Raw genomic sequence first — 22,165 nt, forward strand, 5'->3', positions numbered from 1 at the left:
AAGCGATTCTAACCCAGTCAAGCAAAGCTTGCACTGGTAAATTGGGTAAAGTTACTAATGTCAGAGCAAATATCTCTCCAAGCCGAGGTCCCAACAGACTTAGGTGGTAAACGTCTAGACCAAGTATTAGCACAATTGTTCCCTGATTATTCACGATCACGGATAAAAACGTGGATTTTAGATGATAAAATCACCGTTGATGGTGAAATTTTCAACACCCCGCGTGAAAAACTACTCGGTGGTGAAGTTGTAGCTGTTGAAACAACAATAGAAGCACCTCGTGAATACGAAGCACAAGATATCAAATTAAACATCGTTTATGAAGACGATGATATTTTAGTGATCAACAAACCAATGGGATTAGTGGTTCATCCTGGCGCAGGTAACCCTGATGGTACGGTGTTAAATGCTTTATTACACTACTATCCAGAAATTATTAACGTACCACGAGCGGGTATTGTGCATCGTTTAGACAAAGACACAACAGGTTTAATGGTTGTTGCTAAAACGATTCAGGCACAAACACATTTAGTTAAAGCACTGCAAAAGCGCGAAAACTTCACACGTGAATATGAAGCGTTATGTAATGGCACTATGACCGCCGGTGGTATGGTTGAAAAACCAATTGGTCGTCATGCTACACAGCGTACGCATATGGCAGTTCATGAAATGGGTAAACCAGCTATTACGCATTACCGTGTTGCCGAAAAATTCCGCGCCCATACTCGTTTGCGTTTACGTCTTGAAACAGGGCGTACACACCAAATTCGTGTGCATATGGCGTACTTAAACCACCCATTAATTGGCGATCAATCTTATGGCGGTCGTCCTCGTCCACCAAAAGGGGCAACGCCGGAGTTATTTGAGTTACTGCGTAGCTTTAAGCGCCAAGCGCTTCACGCCGTAAAATTAAGTCTTGCGCATCCAATCACCGGTGAAATGATGACCTGGCAAGCGCCTATCCCTGATGATATGGTCCAAATGACTCAAGCACTGCGTGAAGACACAAAAGCAAACCCTGATATAGCGAGTTAACAATGTTTGGCTTATCAGCTACATGGCAATCTCTTCATGGTGTAGATACATTGAGTACTACACGTGAAGGGGGCGTATCTCAGCCTCCATTCGATAGTTTGAATTTAGGGTTGCATGTAGGTGATAACAGCCAAGATGTATTAAATAACAGAGCACGTGTAAATGCTCATTTGCCTAAACCGGCAATTTGGTTAAATCAGGTTCATAGCGCTGATGTAATTACAGTGGATGAGCGATTTGACCCCAACCAAACACTCACAGCCGATGCGCTATATACGCAATTACGCAATCAACCTTTAGCCATAATGACTGCTGATTGTTTACCTATTTTACTCTCATCGAGTGACGGGCAAGAAGTGGCCGCAATTCATGCTGGTTGGCGAGGGTTAGAGCAAGGGGTGATCAACAATACGCTGGCATGTTTTAAAAACGCCCCGTCGAATATACATGCTTGGTTAGGTCCTGCAATAGGGGCTAATCAATTTCAAGTAGGCCTAGAGGTAGTCGAGTTATTTACAGCAAATAACCCCCTAATGCACAGCGCGTTCAAAGCTCAAAATAATGAAAAGTATTTAGCTGATATCTATCTAATAGCAACTATTTTACTTAATCAACAGGGCGTTATAAACATTAGCGGGGGTGAGCATTGCACGGTTTCTCAAGCTAACTTGTTTTTTTCTTATCGGCGCGATGGCCAAACCGGTCGTATGGCAAGTTTGATCTGGCGCAAGTAAATAATCATTAGGTGATTATTTTTCCCACAATACCTTGAACAAACCCGCTAACATACCCATCTATTAAGTAATTCGTTTTTTTATAGGTAAACCCCCATGCGTTTAGATAGATTTACAAGTAAATTTCAGTCTGCGCTTTCAGATGCGCAATCATTAGCGCTAGGTCGCGATCATCAATTTATTGAACCTGTGCATCTAATGTACGCTTTGTTAAAACAAAGTGGCTCAAGTGTACGTGCACTATTTGCACAAATGAGCATCAGCGTTGATGAACTCAACACTAAATTATCACAAGAGATAGAAAAGTTATTTAAAGTGGAAGGTGTTGGTGGCGATGTACAGTTGTCAAATAACATGGTTTCACTGATAAACCTATGTGATAAATACGCCCAAAAGCGTAAAGATAAATACATTTCAAGTGAGTTGTTTGTATTAGTTGCGTGTGAAGATAAAGGCCCGCTTGGCAGTGTTTTTAAAGCACTTAACATTACTGCGAGTAAGGTTGAAACGGCAATTGAAGCGATTCGTGGTGGCCAAAAAGTTGACGATCCTAATGCGGAAGAAACACGTCAAGCACTTGAAAAGTACACCATCGATTTAACTGAGCGTGCAGAGCAAGGTAAGCTTGACCCTGTAATCGGTCGTGATGATGAAATTCGCCGCACTATTCAAGTATTACAACGCCGTACCAAAAATAACCCTGTGTTAATTGGTGAGCCAGGGGTGGGTAAAACAGCTATAGCTGAAGGGCTTGCACAGCGTATTATTAATGGTGAAGTGCCTGAGGGCTTAAAAAACAAGCGCGTATTATCACTTGATTTAGGCGCATTAGTTGCTGGTGCAAAATACCGAGGTGAATTTGAAGAGCGTTTAAAATCAGTACTTAATGAGTTGGCTAAAGAAGAAGGCCAAGTTATTTTATTTATTGATGAAATTCATACCATTGTTGGTGCTGGTAAAAGTGATGGCGCTATGGATGCGGGTAACATGTTAAAACCTGCCTTAGCACGCGGTGAACTCCATTGCGTAGGCGCAACCACTTTAGATGAATACCGTAAGTACATTGAAAAAGATGCTGCGCTTGAGCGCCGTTTCCAAAAGGTATTAATAGAAGAGCCTTCAGTAGAAGACACCATTGCTATTCTGCGTGGCTTGAAAGAGCGTTACGAATTACACCATTCAGTGGAGATCACCGACCCTGCAATCGTTGCCGCAGCGCAGTTATCGCATCGTTATATTAGTGATCGCCAATTACCCGATAAAGCAATCGATTTAATTGACGAAGCGGGCTCTTCTATTCGCTTGCAAATTGATTCAAAGCCAGAAGCTTTAGATAAATTAGAGCGCCGCATTATCCAATTAAAAATTGAAGATAACGCACTGGCCAAAGAGAAAGATGAAGCAAGTCAAAAGCGCCGTACAGAAATGGTCGAGCTGATCACTGAGCTTGAAGGGCAATACCGTGAACTAGATGAAGTATGGAATGCAGAAAAAGCGTCTTTACAAGGCACGCAGGTTATTAAAGCTGAACTAGAGCAGGCACGACTTGATTTAGAAGTGGCTCGCAGAGCAAGTGACTTGCAGCGTATGTCTGAACTGCAATATGGACGTATACCTGAGCTTGAGCGCAAACTCGATTTAGCATCACAAGCAGAAATGCAAGAAATGAGCTTGCTTAAAAATCAGGTGGGCGAAGATGAAATTGCAGAAATTTTATCCCGTTGGACCGGGATCCCAGTGGCGCGTATGCTTCAAGGTGAACGTGAAAAACTATTACAAATGGAAGAGCAGTTACATAACAAAGTCATTGGTCAAGATGAGGCCGTCGTGGCGGTGGCTAATGCCATTCGTCGTTCGCGTGCAGGGCTTGCTGATCCCAATCGTCCAATTGGTTCGTTCTTATTTTTAGGGCCTACAGGGGTTGGTAAAACAGAACTTACCAAGGCACTAGCAGGCTATATGTTTGATACCGAAAGTGCCATGGTGCGTATAGATATGTCTGAGTTTATGGAAAAACACTCAGTCGCACGTTTAGTCGGTGCGCCTCCAGGGTACGTAGGTTACGAAGAAGGTGGTTATTTAACCGAAGCTGTTCGTCGTAAACCTTATTCGGTTATTTTGCTTGATGAAATAGAAAAAGCGCATCCAGATGTGTTTAATATTTTATTACAAGTCCTTGATGACGGGCGTTTAACGGATGGCCAAGGGCGTACGGTTGATTTTAAAAATACGGTTATCATTATGACCTCCAACTTGGGATCAGATATCATTCAAGAGCAAGCGGGAAGTAATGACTATGACGAGCTTAAAGCAAAAGTCATGGGTGTTTTACATAATGAATTTAGACCCGAGTTCATTAACCGTATTGATGAAACTGTGGTATTTCACTCACTTTCACATAATCATATTAAAGAAATTGCAGATATTCAGTTAAGTAAATTACGTCAACGATTGACAGAGATGGGGTATTTACTTGAGTTGACAGATGTTGCTCTTGAGCGAATTGCTGCAAGTGGCTTTGATCCTGTCTATGGCGCTCGTCCACTTAAACGGGCAATACAGCAAACCATTGAAAATCCATTAGCACAAAAACTGCTTAATAATGAATTTCAACCAGGTTGTATCATTGTCATTGATGCTAACGAAGACGGCTTAGTGTTTACGAGTCGATAATCTGAGCACAGCAAAAAGCCGCTGTTTACAGCGGCTTTTTTGTTTCTATTTTAGGGCGATGGTTAAACTTTAAAAGTCAGTAATAAGTCATTCACTTTTCTTGAGCCTTCCACTAGTTCAGCCGCACCGCGTGCTACGCTAAAACTCAATTGTAAATTGTCATCCCCTAAGCCTTTAATCTTTTCAACATTGCTACCAATGTCTTTACTTACAACCTGTTGCTGTTCTGCTGCGGCTGAAATATCCGTGGCGAGCTGTGAAATTTCACTAATTTGAATAAAAATACTATCAAGCTCTTGTTGTGTTTGTCCTGTTGTATTAACACAGTCATCGGCTTGTTGTTTTGTGCTCTGCATAATTTTAGACCAGCTAAACAAGGTATCTTGAATTTCTTTAATTGAGCTATGAATTTGTGCTGTGGCGTTTTGAGTTCGTGACGACAGCGCTCTTACTTCATCGGCAACGACGGCAAAACCACGCCCATGCTCACCGGCGCGTGCCGCTTCAATAGCCGCATTGAGTGCCAATAAGTTAGTTTGTTCAGCAATCCCTTCTATTTCACTCATGACTTGGCCAATTTTATCCGCTTCAGAGGCAAGCCCCGTTGCTGTGGCGGCCGCTTGCTCAACTTGTACAGCTAAGTCAGACACCATTTTACTGTTATCTGCAATATGATTCTTGATATCAGAGCAGCTTTGATAAGTAATGCCCACTTTATCAGCCGTGTTATTGGTATTGTTAGAGATTTCACCAATCGTGGTACTCATTTGTGACATCGCTGAAGCAATTTGTTCTAGCTGAGTGCCTTGAGAAGAAATACCTTGCTCGGTCAACGTCGATTGTTGATCTAACCCTTGGGCAATCGAATTAAAACTCAAGGTTGAATCTTTTACCCGCCCTAGTACCGTTCTTAATTTAGCACTGAGCATCTGCTCTCTATACTCACTAATACTATGTGGGTGCGAGCCACTAAACACATAACGAGATACAGAGTCTGCTTGGCTTTTTTGTTGTTTGAGGGTTGCAGGTGTTATTACCAGCTCATCATAATTTAAAACTAAAATAACAATACATACTAATAAGTTAATCGCGGCAAGCGAAAGAGAGCCCCACATTGCGACACTGGCTAACCAAATTATAATACCGGCAATGCTCAAACTTTGTCTTAATGATGTGCGTTCGCGCCAGCTAAATAATGATTTATTAGCGTTAATTTTGGCATAGAGCTTTTGCGCTCTGCGTTTTGCGCGTTGCTCTAGTTTTATTCGTACAGACTGATAACCAATAAGTTGGCCATGCTCAAAAATAGGCGTTACAAATGCATCAACCCAATAATAGCGGCCGTCCTTACATAAGTTTTTTACCGCGCCACGCCACGAATGGCCTTGTTTTAAGGTGTCCCACATTTCTTTAAATGCAGCTTTTGGCATATCAGGGTGGCGAACGATATTGTGATTTTTATTTATCAGTTCATCCATCTCGTAGCCTGCGATACTACAAAACTCATGATTGGCATAAGTAATAACACCGCGTAAGTCAGTGGTTGAAACCAACTCTTGGTGTTCTTCGAAGTTAACTTCTTCATCTATTAAGCTTTGATTACGACGCATAGTGACTCTTTATCATTCTTTATTATGGCGGCTATTGTAATTACTAAAACTAATGTACGTTAGTGATATGTGTAAAATAGCAGGAATAAGACATTTTTTTTGATATTTATATGATCTTTATCAATATTAAGCGTAATTGAATTTTTCAGTTATGACAAACTTTTAGGGTTTAACTCTATCTTATCAAAGTGTTTTAAAACGCCATGTTGTCAGCGGGGGGTTATGGCAAATAATATGTAAAAGAAATTGTATATTCGTAGTGGCAATGGCAAGATTATCTTTTATAGCGTGAAACAAAGCGTGTTTAAAATCCAGTAAAAACTATATCTAATAAATTCATATAGTTTTTTCATCGTTTAATCTTGAGTAAAGGTAAAAAGACCCCATAACCTTATGATTAAGCCACTTGGCTCGAGGAAACTTTTTTTTGACAACTTATAATTTAAAGAACACGCTCAACGCGCTATCTAATGCAGATAATCAACAGGCTATTAAAGGCATTATGCGCGGTATTGAGAGAGAATCATTAAGAATTAATCACGATGGTTCCATTTCAAAACAGGCTCATCCTCAAGGGGTGGGCTGTGCGCTCACCAATGGGCATATTACCACTGATTTTTCTGAGTCTTTACTTGAGTTCATTACACCGGTTAGCGAGTCATCAACGCAAACTTTGCAGCAGCTAAAAGATTTACAAAAGTTCACCCTAGAACATATGGGCGATGAATTATTGTGGCCAATTAGTATGCCGTGCTTTATAAATCATCAAGACGATATTGTATTGGCACAATTTGGCGACTCTAATGTCGGTAAAATGAAAACCCTATATCGCGAAGGCTTGAAGAACCGTTACGGCAGTATGATGCAAGCGATTGCTGGCGTGCATTTCAATATTTCTTTTCCACAAACGCTATGGCAGTCACTGCACTCATTAAAGCAAAGTGACGCGAAACTTGAAGATTTTATATCGGATAGTTACTTGGCGTTAATTCGTAACTTTAAACGCGAACTGTGGTTAATTAGCTACATGTTTGGCGCATCACCGGCATTATGTAGCTCTTTTTTACAAGGGCGTAAAAGCGACTTACCGTTTAAAAAACTCGGTAAAGGCACTTTATATTTGGAAGTGGGCACCGCATTACGTTTAGGCAACTTAGGCTATACCAATAGCGCACAATCGTCATTACGAGTAATGTATAACTCATTAGATGAATATGTTGCAGGACTTAAAAAAGCCATAAATACGCCTTCAGATATTTACGGCAGTATTGACGATTACACCAGTGCTACGCCAAAGCAATTAAATAAAAACATTTTGCAAATAGAGAACGAGTTTTACTCGCCAATTCGTCCTAAACGTAATGCAAAAAATGGTGAAACGCCCACCGATGCATTGCTAAGAGCGGGTATAGAATATATTGAAATTCGTGCATTGGATGTTAATCCGTTTAGTGAAGTTGGCATTGATTTAGAGCAAATACACTTTTTAGATGTGTTTTTAACTTATTGTTTATTAAAAGATTCAGCGCCTATGGATTGGCAAGAGCAAACTCGTAGCACTGAAAATCTTGATACTGTGGTTAACCAAGGTCGAGAACAAGGCTTGATGCTTAATTTTAATAATGAGCAGCGCAGCCTAGAATCTTGGGGTGATGAAATATTTAGTCAGCTGAGTGATGTTGCTCAGTGGATGGATACTGCTTACGATGTTGACTACTACTCAAACACTATTAAGCGCATGGCGACTTGGATTCATGATCCGGCATTAACGTATTCTGGTCGTTATGTTGAGCAGTTAAAAGCGTCTGGGTTAGATAATGGCCACTTTGCACTCTCACTTGCTCAGAAGTACAAACAAAGCCATGAAACAGCAAGTTATACTGAATTTTCAAAATCGTGGCTAGAGCAACAAGCTGCAGAGTCGTACCAAGCCCAAAAGGCAATTGAACAAGCTGATAAACAATCATTTACCGCATTTTTAGATACGTATTTCAGGGTCTGTTGACCTTTGCGGATTATAATTTGTTCAAACTAGGAGCGGTTTAATCGCGGCGCGAGGTTTGTAACCTAGTGGGCTCGATAACTGCTCCTGCGTTATTCTACTGGCTTACATCCATGTAAGAATAAGTAAAAACCGAGCAACAAAGAGTAAATCGCTCCTAGGCAGAACCCGAAGGGCAGCACCTGTTTGGCATTGATGCTGCGTTATCGCCTATTTATGGGAAATAACCATACCACATAGGCTTTGCCTTGCCTAAATACCAAACAAACTGCTGCAAATGCAACCTTGAAAGGTCAACAGACCCAAGTAAGTAGCAGGCAAAAAAAAACGCAGCTCATAGTAGCTGCGTAAATATTCTTTAGGGATGAAACAATGCTGTACTGCTGCATTCATAGATTCAGACCCACACTTTATTAAAAAGTTCAGTGAGATCTAAAAAAATGAAAAAAAATATTATTACCTTATCTTTGCTGCTCACTATAGCTGGGTGTGCAACAGCTCCCCCAAAGCAACCAGAAGATATTTGTAAAATTTTCGAAGAGAAATCTGACTGGTATTTTGATGCCAAAGACGCGCAGGAAAAGTGGGGCTCCCCAAAACATGTGTTAATGAGCATGATGTATCAAGAAAGTTCTTTTCGCCACGATGCAGCACCGCCTATGGAATACTTCTTATGGATAATCCCTACTGGTCGTGCAAGCGATGCCTATGGCTATTCTCAAGCTAAAACGCCTACTTGGTCTGATTATATTCGTGAAACAGGTAACAGTGGCGCCGACAGAGACGAATTTGAAGATGCGATTGATTTTATGGCGTGGTTTGTTTACAAAACCCATAAAGTTAATGGTGTGTCTAAGTGGGACGCCTACGCACAGTATTTAAATTATCATGAGGGATGGGGCGGTTATAAACGAGGCACCTATCGTAAGAAAAAATGGCTAATGAGCGTTGCCAATAAAGTAAAACATCGGGCAAGCCGTTATGGCGCACAGCTAAGACGCTGCGAAGATGATTTAGATAAAGGTTGGTTAGAGCGATTGTTCTTTTAGATTAGATTAAAAAGGAGCCAGCAGGCTCCTTTTTTATTGGTTTATTTTTTACGTTTGTTTGGTTGAATTTTAACTTGTTTAATCATGTTTTCTTTTACCTCAAGTACTTCAACCGGATAGCCTGCAATACGAATACTTAAATTAGCATCGGGGATATCTTCTAAGTACTCAACAATCAAGCCACTCAATGTTTTAGGGCCGTCTAATGGGAATTCCCAGCCCATTTCTTTATTTAAGTCGCGAACGTTAGCACCGCCGTCGACAATGTAAGAGCCATCGTTTTGTGTGGTTACTTCTTCACTCGGTGTCCGAGTTTGAGTGGTAGTAAAATCACCCACAACTTCTTCAAGAATATCTTCAAGAGTGACTAAGCCCTGAATGTCGCCATATTCATCAACAACAATACCAATACGTTCTTTTGATAACTGAAATTTTAGTAGCTGAGTGTTAAGCGAGGTGCCCTCAGGGATAAAGTAAATTTCACGTACCGCACGTAATAGCGAAGGCTTATCAAACTGCTCTTTAGTTAAAAGGCGAAGCGCATCACGAGAGTGAATAAAGCCAACAGCATCATCAATATTGTCGCGGTATAAAAGCACCCGAGTATGTTGAGCGTGAGTAAGTTGTTTACTGATTATTTTCCAATCGTCATTAATATCAATCGCCACAATTTCATTGCGAGGGATCATAATATCTTCAACGGTAACTTGTTCTAAATCTAAAATAGAGGTCAACATACTTTGGTGACGAGCGGGGATCAGCGCCCCCGATTCATTTAGCACGGTTTTTAATTCTTCTTTACTCATGCTGTGCTCATCTATTTGTGCAGCGCTAATACCAAATAAGCGCAATATACCATTGGTCATCCAGTTAACAACGACAACAAATGGGAAGAGAATTTTTAGTAACCCTTTGAGTATCACCGAACTTGGAAAAGCGACTCGCTCAGGATAGAGGGCGGCCAGTGTTTTTGGCGTTACTTCAGCGAAAATCAGCACCACAAGTGTTAATGCACCTGTTGCTATAGCAATACCTAAATCACCATACAAACGAATACCAATAATGGTGGCAACTTGGGCAGCCGCAATATTGACAAGGTTATTACCAATAAGGATAAGACCTATCAACCTGTCAGGTCGACTGAGTAATTTACTAACGCGTTTCGCAGCACGATGATTCTCTTTAGCGAGGTGTCGTAAACGAATACGGTTGATTGACATGATTCCGGTTTCTGACCCGGAGAAGTAAGCAGAAAAAAGTACCAATAAACCTAAAATGATAAACAGCGTACTTGTCGATATGTCGTCCAACGATGGATCCTTTTTTTATAAACCAATGCGTATTAAGCTAGAGTGAGCTTTCAGAGTCAAGTTAAAACTTATTTAGAACCACTTCTTGTATAAAACGGCTGCCAAAATAAGCGAGTGTGAGTGTAAATGCGGCAATCATAATACTCACTACCACCATTTTCCCTCGCCAACCTCGTTTTACATGGCCAACGGCAATCGTAGCAAAAATAGCCCAAGCAACTAAAGATAAGATTGTTTTATGGATAAACTCTTTGGCAAACATGCCATCAAGAAATACAAACCCTGTAATCAGCGCCACGCTTAATAATACTGTGCCTAAATTTAATAGTTGATAAAGTTGACGCTCTACCACCATTAGTGGCGGTAAATGGCTATGTACTATTGCTAAATCTTTACGTTTCAAACGTTTATCAATAAAGTAAAATTGTACGCCGTAAAGGGTGGCAATAATTAAGATACAGTAGGCTAATAACGACAGTGAAATATGCGCAACTAACGCAAGCTCTACATTAATGCTATGAAGTAAAACGTGATGAGGAATAAACAGGCTAGCAATAGTTAACAGGGCAGCAAAGCCGTATACAACAGGTAATAGCAGTGTCGCAGGGAACTTCAAAGAGACGGTGGTGACACAAAGCACTATTACCCAACAAGTCAGTAATGCAACATTAACAATACTTAAATCTTGGCCATCGGCTCTAAACACCGAGTTTACTAAAAGCAGCATATGCGCCAAAATAGCGACAGTGCTCAGTATTATGGTAATTTTTTGGCTTGGTCCCTGACGATGAAACAATCGCGAAAGCACGTGAGACGTTGCTAACACATAAAATAAACTGGCAATAATAGTTAAACTAATAATCAGCATTTTGCTTTGGCCACTTAATTGAAGTCAAATAATTCGTGTTCGTTATCTGGTCATTGTATTTTATAGCAACGCAAATGCATAGACCCTGTAAAAAGAAACTCAATAAGCAGCACTTCAGCACTGTATTGTATGCCACCATTTACGGTATACTATTTTCAATTGAATTTTAATAACATCGACCTTATTAATAGAGTTGATATAAACGTCTTTTCGGAACCGTTACATGTTTGAGAACCTCCAAGAACGATTAGGTAAAACCCTAAAAAATATTAGTGGCCGTGGTCGCTTAACTGAAGACAACATTAAAGATACACTTCGTGAAGTGCGAATGGCATTTTTAGAAGCCGATGTGGCGTTGCCTGTTGTTCGCGAGTTTGTAAAGCAAGTTAAAGAGCGTGCGGTTGGTGTTGAAGTCACCAAAAGCTTGAGCCCTGGCCAAGTATTTATAAAAATTGTTCGTGAAGAACTTGAAAAAGCCATGGGTGAAGCCAACGAAGAGCTAAGCCTTAACGCACAGCCGCCAGCGGTAGTGATGATGGCTGGTCTTCAAGGTGCGGGTAAAACCACCAGTGTGGGTAAGCTGGCTAAGTTTTTAAAAGAGCGCAAGAAGAAGTCTGTGCTAGTGGTGAGTGCCGATGTGTATCGTCCAGCAGCAATTAAGCAATTAGAAACCTTAGCAACAGAAGTTGATGTAGAATTTTTCCCAAGTGATATTTCGCAAAAACCAGTTGATATTGCAACTGCCGCCATTTCTCATGCGAAAAAGAAATTTATTGATGTTGTATTAGTCGATACTGCGGGTCGTTTGCATGTTGATAGCGACATGATGGATGAAATTAAAGCCTTGCATCATGCAATTAATCCAATCGAAACGCTATTCGTTGTTGATGCAATGACAGGTCAAGATGCGGCAAATACAGCAAAAGCATTTGACGAAGCTTTACCGCTGACCGGTGTGATACTGACTAAAACAGATGGTGATGCCCGAGGTGGTGCTGCTTTATCTATTCGTCATATTACTGGTAAGCCAATTAAGTTTATGGGTGTGGGTGAGCGCACTGATGCCCTTGAGCCTTTCCACCCAGACCGAATTGCTTCACGTATTTTAGGCATGGGTGATGTACTTTCATTAATCGAAGAAGTCGAGATGAAAGTAGACAAAGAACAAGCGGCAAAAGTAGCACAAAAAGTATTTAAAGGTGATGGCTTTACGCTGGATGACTTTGCTGATCAACTAAAGCAAATGAAAAACATGGGTGGCATGATGTCGATGCTCGATAAACTGCCTGGCATGCAAAACATCCCAGATGCGGTTAAAGGGCAAATGGGTGATAAAACCTTTATTCAAATGGAAGCGATTATTAGCTCTATGACCAAAAAAGAGCGTGCACGCCCAGAAATCATCAAAGGTTCGCGTAAAAAGCGTATTGCTGCGGGCTCTGGTACTCAAGTACAAGAGATCAATAAACTGCTTAAGCAATTTACGCAAATGCAAAAAATGATGAAGAAGATGAAAGGTAAAGGTGGCATGCAAAAAATGATGCGTGGCATGAAAGGGATGTTACCACCTGGCATGATGGGTGGCGGTGGTCCAAAATTTTAATAATTTAACCTTTAATACCTCCAATACGAGATAAAAAGTAATCAATAAAGAGGCAAAATGCCTCTTTATTGTTGAATAAACTATGCACAGAATAGCTTATTCATATACTTTTTCATCTTGGATCACGGTTTAATCTACTAAACTGGCTTTTTGCATCACTTCTTACTTGCATTGTTGCTAAAAACTCGTACAATTCACCGGCTCCCCATACTGGGGAGTAAATCTTATTAATGAAAACAGTCAATCTATTTAGAGGACGGTATGGTAACTATTCGTTTGCAACGTGGTGGCGCTAAAAAACGCCCTTTCTATCAAATTGTGGTTGCGGATAGCCGTTTCTCGCGTGACGGTCGCTTCATCGAGAAAGTAGGTTTCTTTAACCCAATTGCTTCAGGTCAAGAAGAAAAACTTCGTTTAGATTTACCACGTGTTGAACACTGGTTAGGTCAAGGCGCAGGTCTTTCAGATCGTGTAGCTAAATTAGTTAAAGACGCTCGTAAAGCGGCTTAATAGGCGTAAGTGTAACCATGAGTCAAGAGAACACCTCATCAATAATTGTCGTAGGAAAGCTCGGCGCCCCATATGGTATAAAGGGCTGGCTTAAGGTGCATTCATTTACTGATGATCCCCAAGGGATCTTCGATTTCAGCCCGTGGTTGATAGGGCAGCAAGGTAAATGGCAATCCTTAGAAGTGGTCGACTGGCGTCGCCACAACAAAGGCTTTATCGCTAAGTTTGCGCAAGTAAATGACAGAGACCAAGCAATGGCTTATACCAATGTAGAAATTTCTGTTGATTCAGCGCAGCTACCAGAATTACCGCAAGGTGAATTCTATTGGCGAGATCTCATCGGCATGTCGGTTGTAACTGATAAAGGTTATAACTTAGGCATTGTTGATGACCTTATGGAGACAGGCTCAAATGATGTACTGGTTGTGAAAGCAAACAGTAAAGATGCATTTGGCCAAGCAGAACGTTTAATTCCTTTTTTAACTGATTCAGTTATTCAAGAAGTTAAATATGATGCGAAAGAAATTACTGTAGATTGGGATCCAAGCTTTTAATGAGTCAAACAAGTTCGTTGTGGGTAGGGGTTATCAGCCTTTTCCCGGATATGTTTGATGCAATTACAACGCAAGGTGTAACCGGTCGTGCTGTTAAAAATGGCTTAATCGATTTTAACTGCTGGAATCCACGTGACTATGCAACTGATAAGCATAGAACCGTAGATGATCGTCCTTACGGGGGCGGGCCAGGCATGTTAATGATGGTTGAACCATTAAAACAAGCCATTCTTGAAGCCAAACAGGCTGCAGGTGATGGTGCAAAAGTAATTTATATGTCGCCACAAGGGCGCAAATTAGATCAGCAAGGGGCTAGCGAACTCGCAAACTCTGAAAAACTGATTTTAATTGCCGGTCGCTATGAAGGTATAGACGAGAGAATAATAGAGTCGTACGTTGACGAAGAATGGTCAATTGGTGATTTTATTTTGAGTGGGGGTGAACTACCTGCCATGACATTAATTGACGCAGTAGCGCGATTAGTGCCAGGGGTGTTAGGACACAACCAGTCAGCAGAGCAAGACTCATTTTCGGATGGCTTGCTAGATTGTCCTCACTATACACGGCCAGAAACATTGGACGACAAACAGGTGCCTGCTGTATTACTCAGCGGAAACCACCAAGAGATAGCAAAATGGCGGCTTATGCAGTCATTAGGTAGAACTTGGCTTCGCCGTCCTGACTTGTTGCATAACCTAGCTCTGACTGAGGAGCAAGCGGTATTACTCGCGAAATTTCAGCAAGAGTACCAAAAAGCTTGTGGCTAGAAGACAGTTACACCTAGGAAAGTGAGAAACATAATGGCAAAAGTAAACCAAAATATTATTAAAGCGCTTGAAGATGAGCAGCTTAAAACAGACGTACCTGCATTCGGCGCTGGTGATACAGTAGTTGTACAGGTAAAAGTAAAAGAAGGTGCTAAAGAGCGTCTACAGGCCTTTGAAGGTGTTGTAATCGCTAAGCGTAATCGTGGTCTTCACTCAGCATTCACAGTTCGTAAAATCTCGAACGGTGAAGGTGTTGAGCGTGTATTCCAAACGCACAGCCCTCTTATTGATAGCGTAACAGTTAAGCGTCGCGGTGCGGTTCGTCGTGCGAAACTTTACTATCTACGTGAGCGTTCTGGTAAATCTGCACGTATTAGAGAAAAACTTAACTAATACGCGCTGTTTATCAACGCAAAAAAACGGGTTGCAACCTTTGGGTTGCAACCCGTTTTGGTTTTAATGCTATTGCAATTTTTATATCGCTACATTTAAAAACCAATACACACCTTAACCAGCATGCGTTAAAGTGTGGTTCACTTCAAAGCACAATATCTTCTCACTTCTTGCAAAAAATGATGTACAAAAATGAATGATAAAACGATAGTTACGCACAACGGCAATTTTCATGCAGATGATGTTTTTAGTATCGCTGCGCTTAAAATTATTTTCCCTTCTTTTACCCTGATACGCACACGCGATAATGCGATTATTAATGACGCTGATGTGGTTATTGATGTTGGCGGCCAATATGACCCAGAAACTGACCGGTTTGATCATCATCAGCGCGGCGGTGCCGGTGCTCGCGAAAATGGGATTCCTTTTTCGTCATTTGGCTTGGTGTGGAAAAAATATGGCTTAGCAATATGTGATGATAATCAAGATGTGGCGAATGCAGTTGATGCAGGGCTTGTATCAACTATTGATGCCATTGATTGTGGTCATGTTGAAGGTGTTGCCACAGGCATTAGTTTAAGCCAAACAATTTCTATGTTTAACCCAACATGGGAAGAGGAAAGTAATTTTGATGCTGCTTTTGATCAAGCGGTTGAATTTGCACACACTTTGCTGCTTCGTTTTGTTGCCTCAGCGCAGGGTGGTTTAAATGCTAAAAAGATTGTTGCTCAAGCAATTAAACAGGCAGACGATCCACGATTAATCGTACTAGAGCGTTATACGCCGTGGAAAAAAACCGTACATAGCTTATCAGAAGAGGCGCTATATGTAGTGTATCCATCGCATTCTGGTAAGTGGATAGTGCAAACGGTACCTGCAGAGCTAGGCTCGTTTGAAGACCGAAAGCCATTACCTGCACCGTGGGCTGGATTATCTGATAGTGAATTTCAAGCAGTGACCGGTATAGATGATGCTATGTTTTGCCATAATGGCCTATTTATCGCCGGTGCAGAATCATTTGAAAGTGTTATGTCGCTTGCGACTATGGCATTGGAATATTAGATAAAAAGTGCTAATTAAAGTGGCTATTAAGCCACTTTAATTTTCATTGTTTAAACTCGGCATAGACTTACATTTTTATATGCTTTTTAATTCACTTTACGCAAGCTGTGTTCTATTCATTTAATTATCCTACCTTGGTCGCAGTTGAGTGACTCATACTGATCTTTTCACTAATTAGCCTTTTAACCCCTAACGTATCCTGTTAGTATTTATCGTATTGATTAGTTTACTTTTTTGTAATTATTAATTTACGATTTTGCTTTTTTTGGATGGAATGAGAACGTGGCAGAGATAAGTGATTTAGCGCAGCTAAGAAAAAGTATAGATGAATGCGATGCGCAACTGGTTGCCTTACTTGCAAAGCGCAATGGTATTACTCAACAAATTGGCGCAATAAAACAACAAACTGGCGCGCCACTACATGCACCCGATAGAGAAGCTGATTTATTAGCTGCACGACGCCAAGAGGCAATTAATCAAGGTGTAAACCCTGATTTAGTCGAAGACATTCTCAGGCGCATGATGCGTGAAGCTTATCAAAATCAACAGGCCAAATTAGCTTGTGCCGACTCACAACTATCTCCGATTGTCATTGTTGGTGGTGAAGGGGCAATGGGGCAGCTATTTGCAAAACAATTTCAGCGCTCGGGTTACGAAGTTAAAGTTTTAGATAAAGCCCAGCAATTACAGGCAGCAGAGATTTTAAAAGGCGCAAAACTGGTGATGATCAGTGTGCCAATTAATGCCCTCGAAACGGTTGTTAACGCGTTACCTAAACTCGATGATGATTGTTTGCTGGTTGATATTACATCGGTTAAACAAGCGCCGTTAAATGTGCTCAAAAAAGTTCACAATGGCGCTGTTGTTGGCTTACACCCCATGTTTGGTCCTGATATTTCTCATTGGGTGAAACAAACCGTGGTGGTATGTGAAGGGCGTAATCCTGAAATGGCACAAGGTTTATTAAAGCAGCTACAAATTTGGGGCTGTCAGTTAGTAGAACTTGATGCTAAAAAACACGATGAAGCGATGCAAATCATTCAGGTTATGCGCCATTTAACCACCTTTGTGTACGGTCAGTTTTTAGCAAAACAAGGACATACACTGGCAGAGCTGCGTAGTTGCTCATCACCTATTTATCAGTTAGAGCTGATGATGGTCGGTCGTCTCTTTGCGCAATCGCCAGAGTTGTATACTGATATTATGCTGGCGCAATTTGATAATGTAGAAAGCTTATTAGCGCAGTATCAGTGTTTGTTCTCAGAGACGCTTAAAAAGTTAAAAGCAGGGGATAAGCCAGCCTTAATCGATGCCTTTGCTGATGCAAAAGCCTACTTTTCTGACTCCACAGCGCACTTTTTGACACAAAGTCGCAGTTTATTAAATAAAGCGAACGACGCCAAAGTACTCGATTAAACGTGACAGATTAATTAAAACTAAAAAAGGGCCCGCAGGCCCTTTTTTAATGTTGCTTTAGACTAGCTTTGTACGCTCACTGCTTGCAGTGATTCGCTTTGATAACAGCCTAATACGCGTACGTACTGGGTATGCTCTTTAAGCTCTTCTAACGCATGTTTCACTTGGCTATCAGCAAGGTTCGCTTCTAAATCCACATAGAATACTTCTTCCCATGGATTTCCTGGTACAGGACGAGACTCTAATTTTACTAGATTTATATTATGCTGTTTAAAAATCATCAGCGCATCGGCGAGTGAGCCTGCTTGCTGCTTAGTTGCCATAATTAAACTGGTTTTAGTGGGGATTTGTTTAGATACATGTAGCGGTTTACGTGCAACCACAATGAAGCGACTATGGTTTTCTTTTTGATTAGCAAGATTGGCCTTAATGACTTCAAGCCCTACATTTTTACCTGCTTGTGCAGAGCCAATAGCCGCACTGTTAGGTGTTTCAAGTGCTGATTTTAATGCACTCGATGTTGAATCGCAGGTCTCATGCTGCAAATCGCCAAGCCCTTGTAAAAAACGGCTACATTGAGCAAACGGTTGCGGGTGAGCAAACACTTTGGTTAATTGGTTAAGTTCTGTGTCTGGGGCGGCTAATAAACAATGCTCTACGCTGTGAGTGACTTCGCCGACAATAGAGACTTGCGCGTGTTGGAGTAAATCAAATACTTCATTAATACTGCCTGAGCTAGTATTTTCAATCGGTAACAAGCCAAAGTCTGCTTGGCCATTTTCTACTTTACCGGTGATCTCATCAAAAGAACTACAGCCAATTTCAATTAATTTTCCTGGTCGGCGACTAAAGTACTTATGACACGCAAGTTGACTGTAAGATCCTTGTCCGCCTAAATAGGTCACCCGATGGGTTTCACTTAGCGCATCAGGGTTGAGGTTTTTTTGCAGCATAGCTTGTTGATGTAATACTGAGTCTTCTAATATGGTTTGAAAAACATTATTTACATAGTAGGCATCTAAACCAAGAGATTTACCATAACCGATTAATTTTTCGAGTAATGCTAATTCACGTGCTTCATCACGAATTGGTTTATTATTCGCTATCTTATATTCAACAACACCATGGCTAATACGGCGTCGCTTCGCTAATAACACAAGTAGGTCAGAATCGATTTCATTTATATCGTGCCTAAGCGTGTCTAAAACATCATTGCTCATTTGGTTTTCCTCATTCCAAAAATGTCACTGTATTTAACAGCGTAAACAAAAAAGCCTCCCAGTTGGGAGGCTTTACTATTCGATTGATTTTATCTCACAAACAGGGAAGCCTCTTCTATATAAAGAAGCTAAAAAAAGATAAGAAAGTAAGTGAGTATTTTATATTCATGCCCTTAATGTATGAAGAGTAACCTCTAATGTCAACAAGCACTTATATTAAATAGGTTTTTTACCTGATATATATACAAAACATATTGTTTTTTAAAAACTTTACAAATAATTTATAATTCTGATTTGAGATCTGGTATATTTCTACTACTCGCAAAAATAATAATTATAAATAAGGTTGGCCTTTTGTGTATCGACGCCCTCCATCTCGATTTGGAATAAACTCACTCAGTGTCAAGTTATCACTGTTGATCTCTGGCATTTGTTTAGTTGCAGGTATTTGTGCGGCTGCATTAATGCTCAAATCAGAAGAGAAACAGCTTGTATTTGAAGAGCATGAGGTATTAAAGCAATCAAATGAATTATTAATAAACCAGTTTAATAATTTGATAGCGACCAAAGTTAAAATAGCTGAGCAAGCTAATATTGTTGTTAGCGAGCAGTTATTTGAGGGGCAATTATCATTTAAGAATAACAATGCCCCGACTATGCAAGTCACCAATGATGGTTCAGTGCGCAGCGCATCTGCCGATGGCTTATCTGCGGCGTTCATTCCCGAAAATGCTTATTCTCCTTTTTATAAACAGTTAATTGCAGATTCTGAATCGCTTTGGAAAGTGATTTCCCCCACGTTAATTCAAGATTTTTATAATTTTTACCTGATCACCAAAGATAATTTTATCCGTGTTGCGCCACCAAATTGGGCACTTAATGTCCCCGGAGATTACACCTTTAATCAAAGCAAAAGTTTTAATTACGCAAAATCGTTAACAAACCCACAACGCGAGCCGCTGTGGTCACGAGTGTATTACGATGGCGTTTGGAATAAGTGGGTCGTTAGTTTAATTGTACCTATTTATAAAAATGATGAGTTTTTAGGAGTTACGGGTAGTGATATTTCTCTCGATTCTCTCATATCGCAATTGCCCGTTGGCGGAAAAGAAAAACACTTAGTGGTGTTCGATAAGCAAGGGCAGCTATTGGCGCACCCTAATTTAGGAGCCGATAGTTATGCACAATACGGAGAGGCGGGTAAAAAGCTGCTACCTGGCGATTTTATTTCTCCTGAGCTAAAGCGAGTTATTGATAATGCAGGGCAAATACAATTGCCGGAATATGCCGACTCGTTTTCATTAAATGGTGAAGACTACATTATAAATATCCATAAAGTTGAAGGTGTAAATTGGTACGTGGGCGTATATAAAAAGCGCTCTTCTACACTATCGGCACTGAAAGACTTAAAACTGAAGTTTTTTGGCTTGTTTATTCTGTATGCCATTTTAGTTGCTTTGTTATTACACCAAGCACTTTATCAACTAGTTTTAAGACGCCTACATTCACTGGTTTATGCGGTTACTAACTTTGGTAAAGGTCAGTTAGAAATTGATTTTCCAAAAGAAAACAAAGATGAAATTGGCACGCTTAATGGTTCATTCAAAGATATGACCATTGAAATCCGCAAACTCATCGATGGCTTAAACCAGCGCATAATAGAAAAAGAAATTGCAGAAAAGGCTGCAAATCGCTTGTCTAAAGCGGTTGCCTTCTCGGGCACGGGTGTGGTGATCACTGATGAAAACTTTGTGATTGAATATGTTAATCCAAAAATGCTGGAAATGACCGACTTTGCAGAAAGTGATTTCCTGCGCCAGCCACTTCTGACTATTATTGCTAATGAAATGACCATGCTGGTAGAGGATATTGACATTGATTTGCGCAACCGTAATTACTGGCGAGGGGATACCCTTATTGAAGCGCAAAACAAGCCACCCATATGGGTATCGCTGAGTGTGTCACCTATTCGTGAAGATGGTGGAAAAATCACCAGTTACGTTGCTTCAGCGCAAGATATTTCATTTGTAAAAGAAAGCCAACGCAAAATGGAACAGCTCGCTTACTTCGACACATTAACCGGGCTTGCTAATCGTACATTCTTTAGAATGCAGCTTAGAAAGTCGATGGCGCTTGCTGAAAGAGGGCGTTACTCGTTTGCTTTATTTTATTTTGATTTGGATGAATTTAAGCGTATTAACGATACTTTAGGTCACGATGCAGGCGATCAACTATTGGTTGAAGTGGCAACACGCTTAAAGCAGCGCTTACGAGCAGAAGATACTATAGCCCGTTTAGGCGGTGATGAGTTTGCGGTATTACTCAGTGGTATTGAGCATCAAAAAGAAGCATCGGAAGTCGCTGACACCATTCAAAAAACGTTAAATCAGCCAATAAAATTAGGTAGTAACGAAGTGATTGTTAGTGCCAGTATTGGTATTACCTTGGCGCCATTTGATAGCTTAGAAGAAGATCAGTTATTAAAACATGCCGATTTAGCCATGTATGAAGCAAAAGCGAAAGGGCGCAATACGTTCCACTTTTACAGCCAAGATCTAAATGCAGCCGCCAATGAGCGATTATTCCTTGAAAATGAGTTGCGCCATGCAATTAAAGAAAAGCAACTCACACTGCATTATCAGCCACAAGTTGATTGTCGCGATAATAGTGTAGTGGGATATGAAGCATTGCTTCGCTGGTTCCATCCTACGCAGGGATTCATTCCACCTACTAAATTTATTCCTATTGCTGAGGCAACGGGTTTAATTGTGGAACTTGGTAAGTGGGTGTTACAACAAGCATGTGAGTTCACTAAACGACTAGAGCAACAAGGTAGAGCGAGCAACATGTCGATAAACCTGTCAGCAAGGCAGTTTAAAGACGCAAGCTTAGTACCTATGCTGAAAAAAATAATCATAGAGACGCAAATTAATGCTAAAAGCCTGCACCTTGAACTGACTGAGAGCATGCTAATGGGTAATGTTGAGGCGGCTATTGATCAGCTACATCAATTGAAAAAGCTGGGTATTTCAATTTCTATTGACGATTTTGGTACGGGCTATTCTTCGTTGAGTTACCTTAAACGTTTTCCTGTTGATATTCTTAAAATTGACCGCTCGTTTGTTAAAGATATCCCTGAAGATGATAATGATATGGAGATCACCGCTGCGATTATTGCGATGGCACAAAAGCTCAAGCTTGATGTGGTTGCTGAAGGGGTTGAAACAATAGAGCAAGTTGAATTTTTACAAAACAATAATTGTTTTATTGTGCAAGGCTATTACTTTAGTAAGCCCGTAGCCGAAGCCGATATCCCTGTGTTGTTTGATCAATTAGCTGCGTTAAAAGTCCCTGAATAG

The 22,165-nt window shown here is 40.7% G+C and carries 17 protein-coding genes and 1 other annotated feature; of the genes, 13 read left to right on the forward strand and 4 right to left on the reverse strand.

The features are described from left to right. Positions 1-57: 57 nt before the first annotated feature. The 3 genes from rluD to clpB all read left to right on the forward strand — a co-directional run bounded on the left by rluD (position 58) and on the right by clpB (position 4,442). On the forward strand, positions 58-1,035 hold the full coding sequence (rluD, locus tag ACTRWE_RS04850; protein WP_350654476.1) for a 23S rRNA pseudouridine(1911/1915/1917) synthase RluD: 978 nt from the start codon (positions 58-60) through the stop codon (positions 1,033-1,035). Between the two features lie 2 nt (positions 1,036-1,037). Next, the gene (pgeF, locus tag ACTRWE_RS04855; RefSeq protein ID WP_350654478.1) at positions 1,038-1,769 is read left to right on the forward strand and encodes a peptidoglycan editing factor PgeF; all 732 of its coding nucleotides are present in this window, start codon (positions 1,038-1,040) and stop codon (positions 1,767-1,769) included. A gap of 96 nt (positions 1,770-1,865) precedes the next feature. Continuing rightward, on the forward strand, positions 1,866-4,442 hold the full coding sequence (clpB, locus tag ACTRWE_RS04860; RefSeq protein WP_350654480.1) for an ATP-dependent chaperone ClpB: 2,577 nt from the start codon (positions 1,866-1,868) through the stop codon (positions 4,440-4,442). A 62-nt stretch (positions 4,443-4,504) separates the two neighbouring features. On the opposite strand, the gene ACTRWE_RS04865 is transcribed toward clpB, so the two are convergent. Further along, the gene (locus tag ACTRWE_RS04865; protein ID WP_013464488.1) at positions 4,505-6,052 is read right to left on the reverse strand and encodes a methyl-accepting chemotaxis protein; all 1,548 of its coding nucleotides are present in this window, start codon (positions 6,050-6,052) and stop codon (positions 4,505-4,507) included. Positions 6,053-6,479: 427 nt separating this feature from the next. Here ACTRWE_RS04865 and gshA point away from each other — a divergent pair, with 427 nt between their 5' ends. Both gshA and ACTRWE_RS04875 read left to right on the forward strand, forming a co-directional pair. Further along, positions 6,480-8,057 (forward strand): glutamate--cysteine ligase, encoded by a 1,578-nt coding sequence (gene gshA / locus ACTRWE_RS04870; RefSeq protein WP_013464489.1) that lies wholly within the window; start codon positions 6,480-6,482, stop codon positions 8,055-8,057. Between the two features lie 437 nt (positions 8,058-8,494). Continuing rightward, on the forward strand, positions 8,495-9,103 hold the full coding sequence (locus ACTRWE_RS04875) for a transglycosylase SLT domain-containing protein (RefSeq protein WP_013464490.1): 609 nt from the start codon (positions 8,495-8,497) through the stop codon (positions 9,101-9,103). A 41-nt stretch (positions 9,104-9,144) separates the two neighbouring features. On the opposite strand, the gene ACTRWE_RS04880 is transcribed toward ACTRWE_RS04875, so the two are convergent. Both ACTRWE_RS04880 and ACTRWE_RS04885 read right to left on the reverse strand, forming a co-directional pair. Beyond that, complete coding sequence (locus ACTRWE_RS04880) at positions 9,145-10,413, reverse strand: HlyC/CorC family transporter (protein WP_013464491.1); 1,269 nt, start codon at positions 10,411-10,413, stop codon at positions 9,145-9,147. Positions 10,414-10,474: 61 nt separating this feature from the next. Beyond that, positions 10,475-11,281, reverse strand: a complete 807-nt coding sequence (locus ACTRWE_RS04885) for a cytochrome C assembly family protein (protein WP_013464492.1) — start codon at positions 11,279-11,281, stop codon at positions 10,475-10,477. Between the two features lie 223 nt (positions 11,282-11,504). Here ACTRWE_RS04885 and ffh point away from each other — a divergent pair, with 223 nt between their 5' ends. The 7 genes from ffh (at position 11,505) to tyrA (ending at position 17,586) form a co-directional block, all read left to right on the forward strand. Next, positions 11,505-12,884, forward strand: coding sequence for a signal recognition particle protein (ffh, locus tag ACTRWE_RS04890; RefSeq protein ID WP_008464738.1), 1,380 nt, complete (start codon positions 11,505-11,507; stop codon positions 12,882-12,884). A gap of 261 nt (positions 12,885-13,145) precedes the next feature. Continuing rightward, a complete protein-coding gene (gene rpsP, locus ACTRWE_RS04895; RefSeq protein WP_008114468.1) occupies positions 13,146-13,394 on the forward strand; it encodes a 30S ribosomal protein S16 in 249 nt (82 codons plus the stop codon). Positions 13,395-13,411: 17 nt separating this feature from the next. After that, positions 13,412-13,948 (forward strand): ribosome maturation factor RimM, encoded by a 537-nt coding sequence (gene rimM, locus ACTRWE_RS04900; RefSeq protein WP_008114470.1) that lies wholly within the window; start codon positions 13,412-13,414, stop codon positions 13,946-13,948. Beyond that, a complete protein-coding gene (gene trmD / locus ACTRWE_RS04905; protein ID WP_008114471.1) occupies positions 13,948-14,715 on the forward strand; it encodes a tRNA (guanosine(37)-N1)-methyltransferase TrmD in 768 nt (255 codons plus the stop codon). Before rimM ends, trmD begins: the two co-directional genes overlap by 1 nt. Before the next feature lie 33 nt (positions 14,716-14,748). Continuing rightward, positions 14,749-15,108: a 50S ribosomal protein L19 gene (gene rplS, locus ACTRWE_RS04910; protein ID WP_011327636.1), complete on the forward strand. Its 360-nt coding sequence runs from the start codon at positions 14,749-14,751 to the stop codon at positions 15,106-15,108. 192 nt (positions 15,109-15,300) lie between these two features. Next, positions 15,301-16,170, forward strand: coding sequence for an MYG1 family protein (locus ACTRWE_RS04915; protein ID WP_013464495.1), 870 nt, complete (start codon positions 15,301-15,303; stop codon positions 16,168-16,170). Positions 16,171-16,452: 282 nt separating this feature from the next. Beyond that, complete coding sequence (gene tyrA, locus ACTRWE_RS04920) at positions 16,453-17,586, forward strand: bifunctional chorismate mutase/prephenate dehydrogenase (RefSeq protein WP_262976137.1); 1,134 nt, start codon at positions 16,453-16,455, stop codon at positions 17,584-17,586. Positions 17,587-17,648: 62 nt separating this feature from the next. Here the strand turns inward: tyrA and ACTRWE_RS04925 are convergent, their stop codons facing one another. Then, complete coding sequence (locus tag ACTRWE_RS04925) at positions 17,649-18,806, reverse strand: chorismate mutase (RefSeq protein WP_013464497.1); 1,158 nt, start codon at positions 18,804-18,806, stop codon at positions 17,649-17,651. Positions 18,807-18,850: 44 nt separating this feature from the next. Further along, positions 18,851-18,973, reverse strand: a sequence feature (Phe leader region). Between the two features lie 189 nt (positions 18,974-19,162). Between ACTRWE_RS04925 and ACTRWE_RS04930 the strand changes: the two genes are divergently transcribed. Beyond that, entirely contained in the window at positions 19,163-22,165 is a 3,003-nt protein-coding gene (locus tag ACTRWE_RS04930) for a bifunctional diguanylate cyclase/phosphodiesterase (RefSeq protein ID WP_262976136.1), read from the forward strand.

The organism is Pseudoalteromonas sp. G5_S1_54_S4, assembly GCF_054968565.1.

Coding starts and splice junctions, on each gene's coding strand:
- rluD (WP_350654476.1), top strand. CDS start 58: ATGTCAGAGCAAATATCTCTCCAAGCCGAGGTCCCAACAGACTTAGGT.
- pgeF (WP_350654478.1), top strand. CDS start 1,038: ATGTTTGGCTTATCAGCTACATGGCAATCTCTTCATGGTGTAGATACA.
- clpB (WP_350654480.1), top strand. CDS start 1,866: ATGCGTTTAGATAGATTTACAAGTAAATTTCAGTCTGCGCTTTCAGAT.
- ACTRWE_RS04865 (WP_013464488.1), bottom strand. CDS start 6,052: ATGCGTCGTAATCAAAGCTTAATAGATGAAGAAGTTAACTTCGAAGAA.
- ACTRWE_RS04875 (WP_013464490.1), top strand. CDS start 8,495: ATGAAAAAAAATATTATTACCTTATCTTTGCTGCTCACTATAGCTGGG.
- ACTRWE_RS04885 (WP_013464492.1), bottom strand. CDS start 11,281: ATGCTGATTATTAGTTTAACTATTATTGCCAGTTTATTTTATGTGTTA.
- ffh (WP_008464738.1), top strand. CDS start 11,505: ATGTTTGAGAACCTCCAAGAACGATTAGGTAAAACCCTAAAAAATATT.
- rpsP (WP_008114468.1), top strand. CDS start 13,146: ATGGTAACTATTCGTTTGCAACGTGGTGGCGCTAAAAAACGCCCTTTC.
- rimM (WP_008114470.1), top strand. CDS start 13,412: ATGAGTCAAGAGAACACCTCATCAATAATTGTCGTAGGAAAGCTCGGC.
- trmD (WP_008114471.1), top strand. CDS start 13,948: ATGAGTCAAACAAGTTCGTTGTGGGTAGGGGTTATCAGCCTTTTCCCG.
- rplS (WP_011327636.1), top strand. CDS start 14,749: ATGGCAAAAGTAAACCAAAATATTATTAAAGCGCTTGAAGATGAGCAG.
- ACTRWE_RS04915 (WP_013464495.1), top strand. CDS start 15,301: ATGAATGATAAAACGATAGTTACGCACAACGGCAATTTTCATGCAGAT.
- ACTRWE_RS04925 (WP_013464497.1), bottom strand. CDS start 18,806: ATGAGCAATGATGTTTTAGACACGCTTAGGCACGATATAAATGAAATC.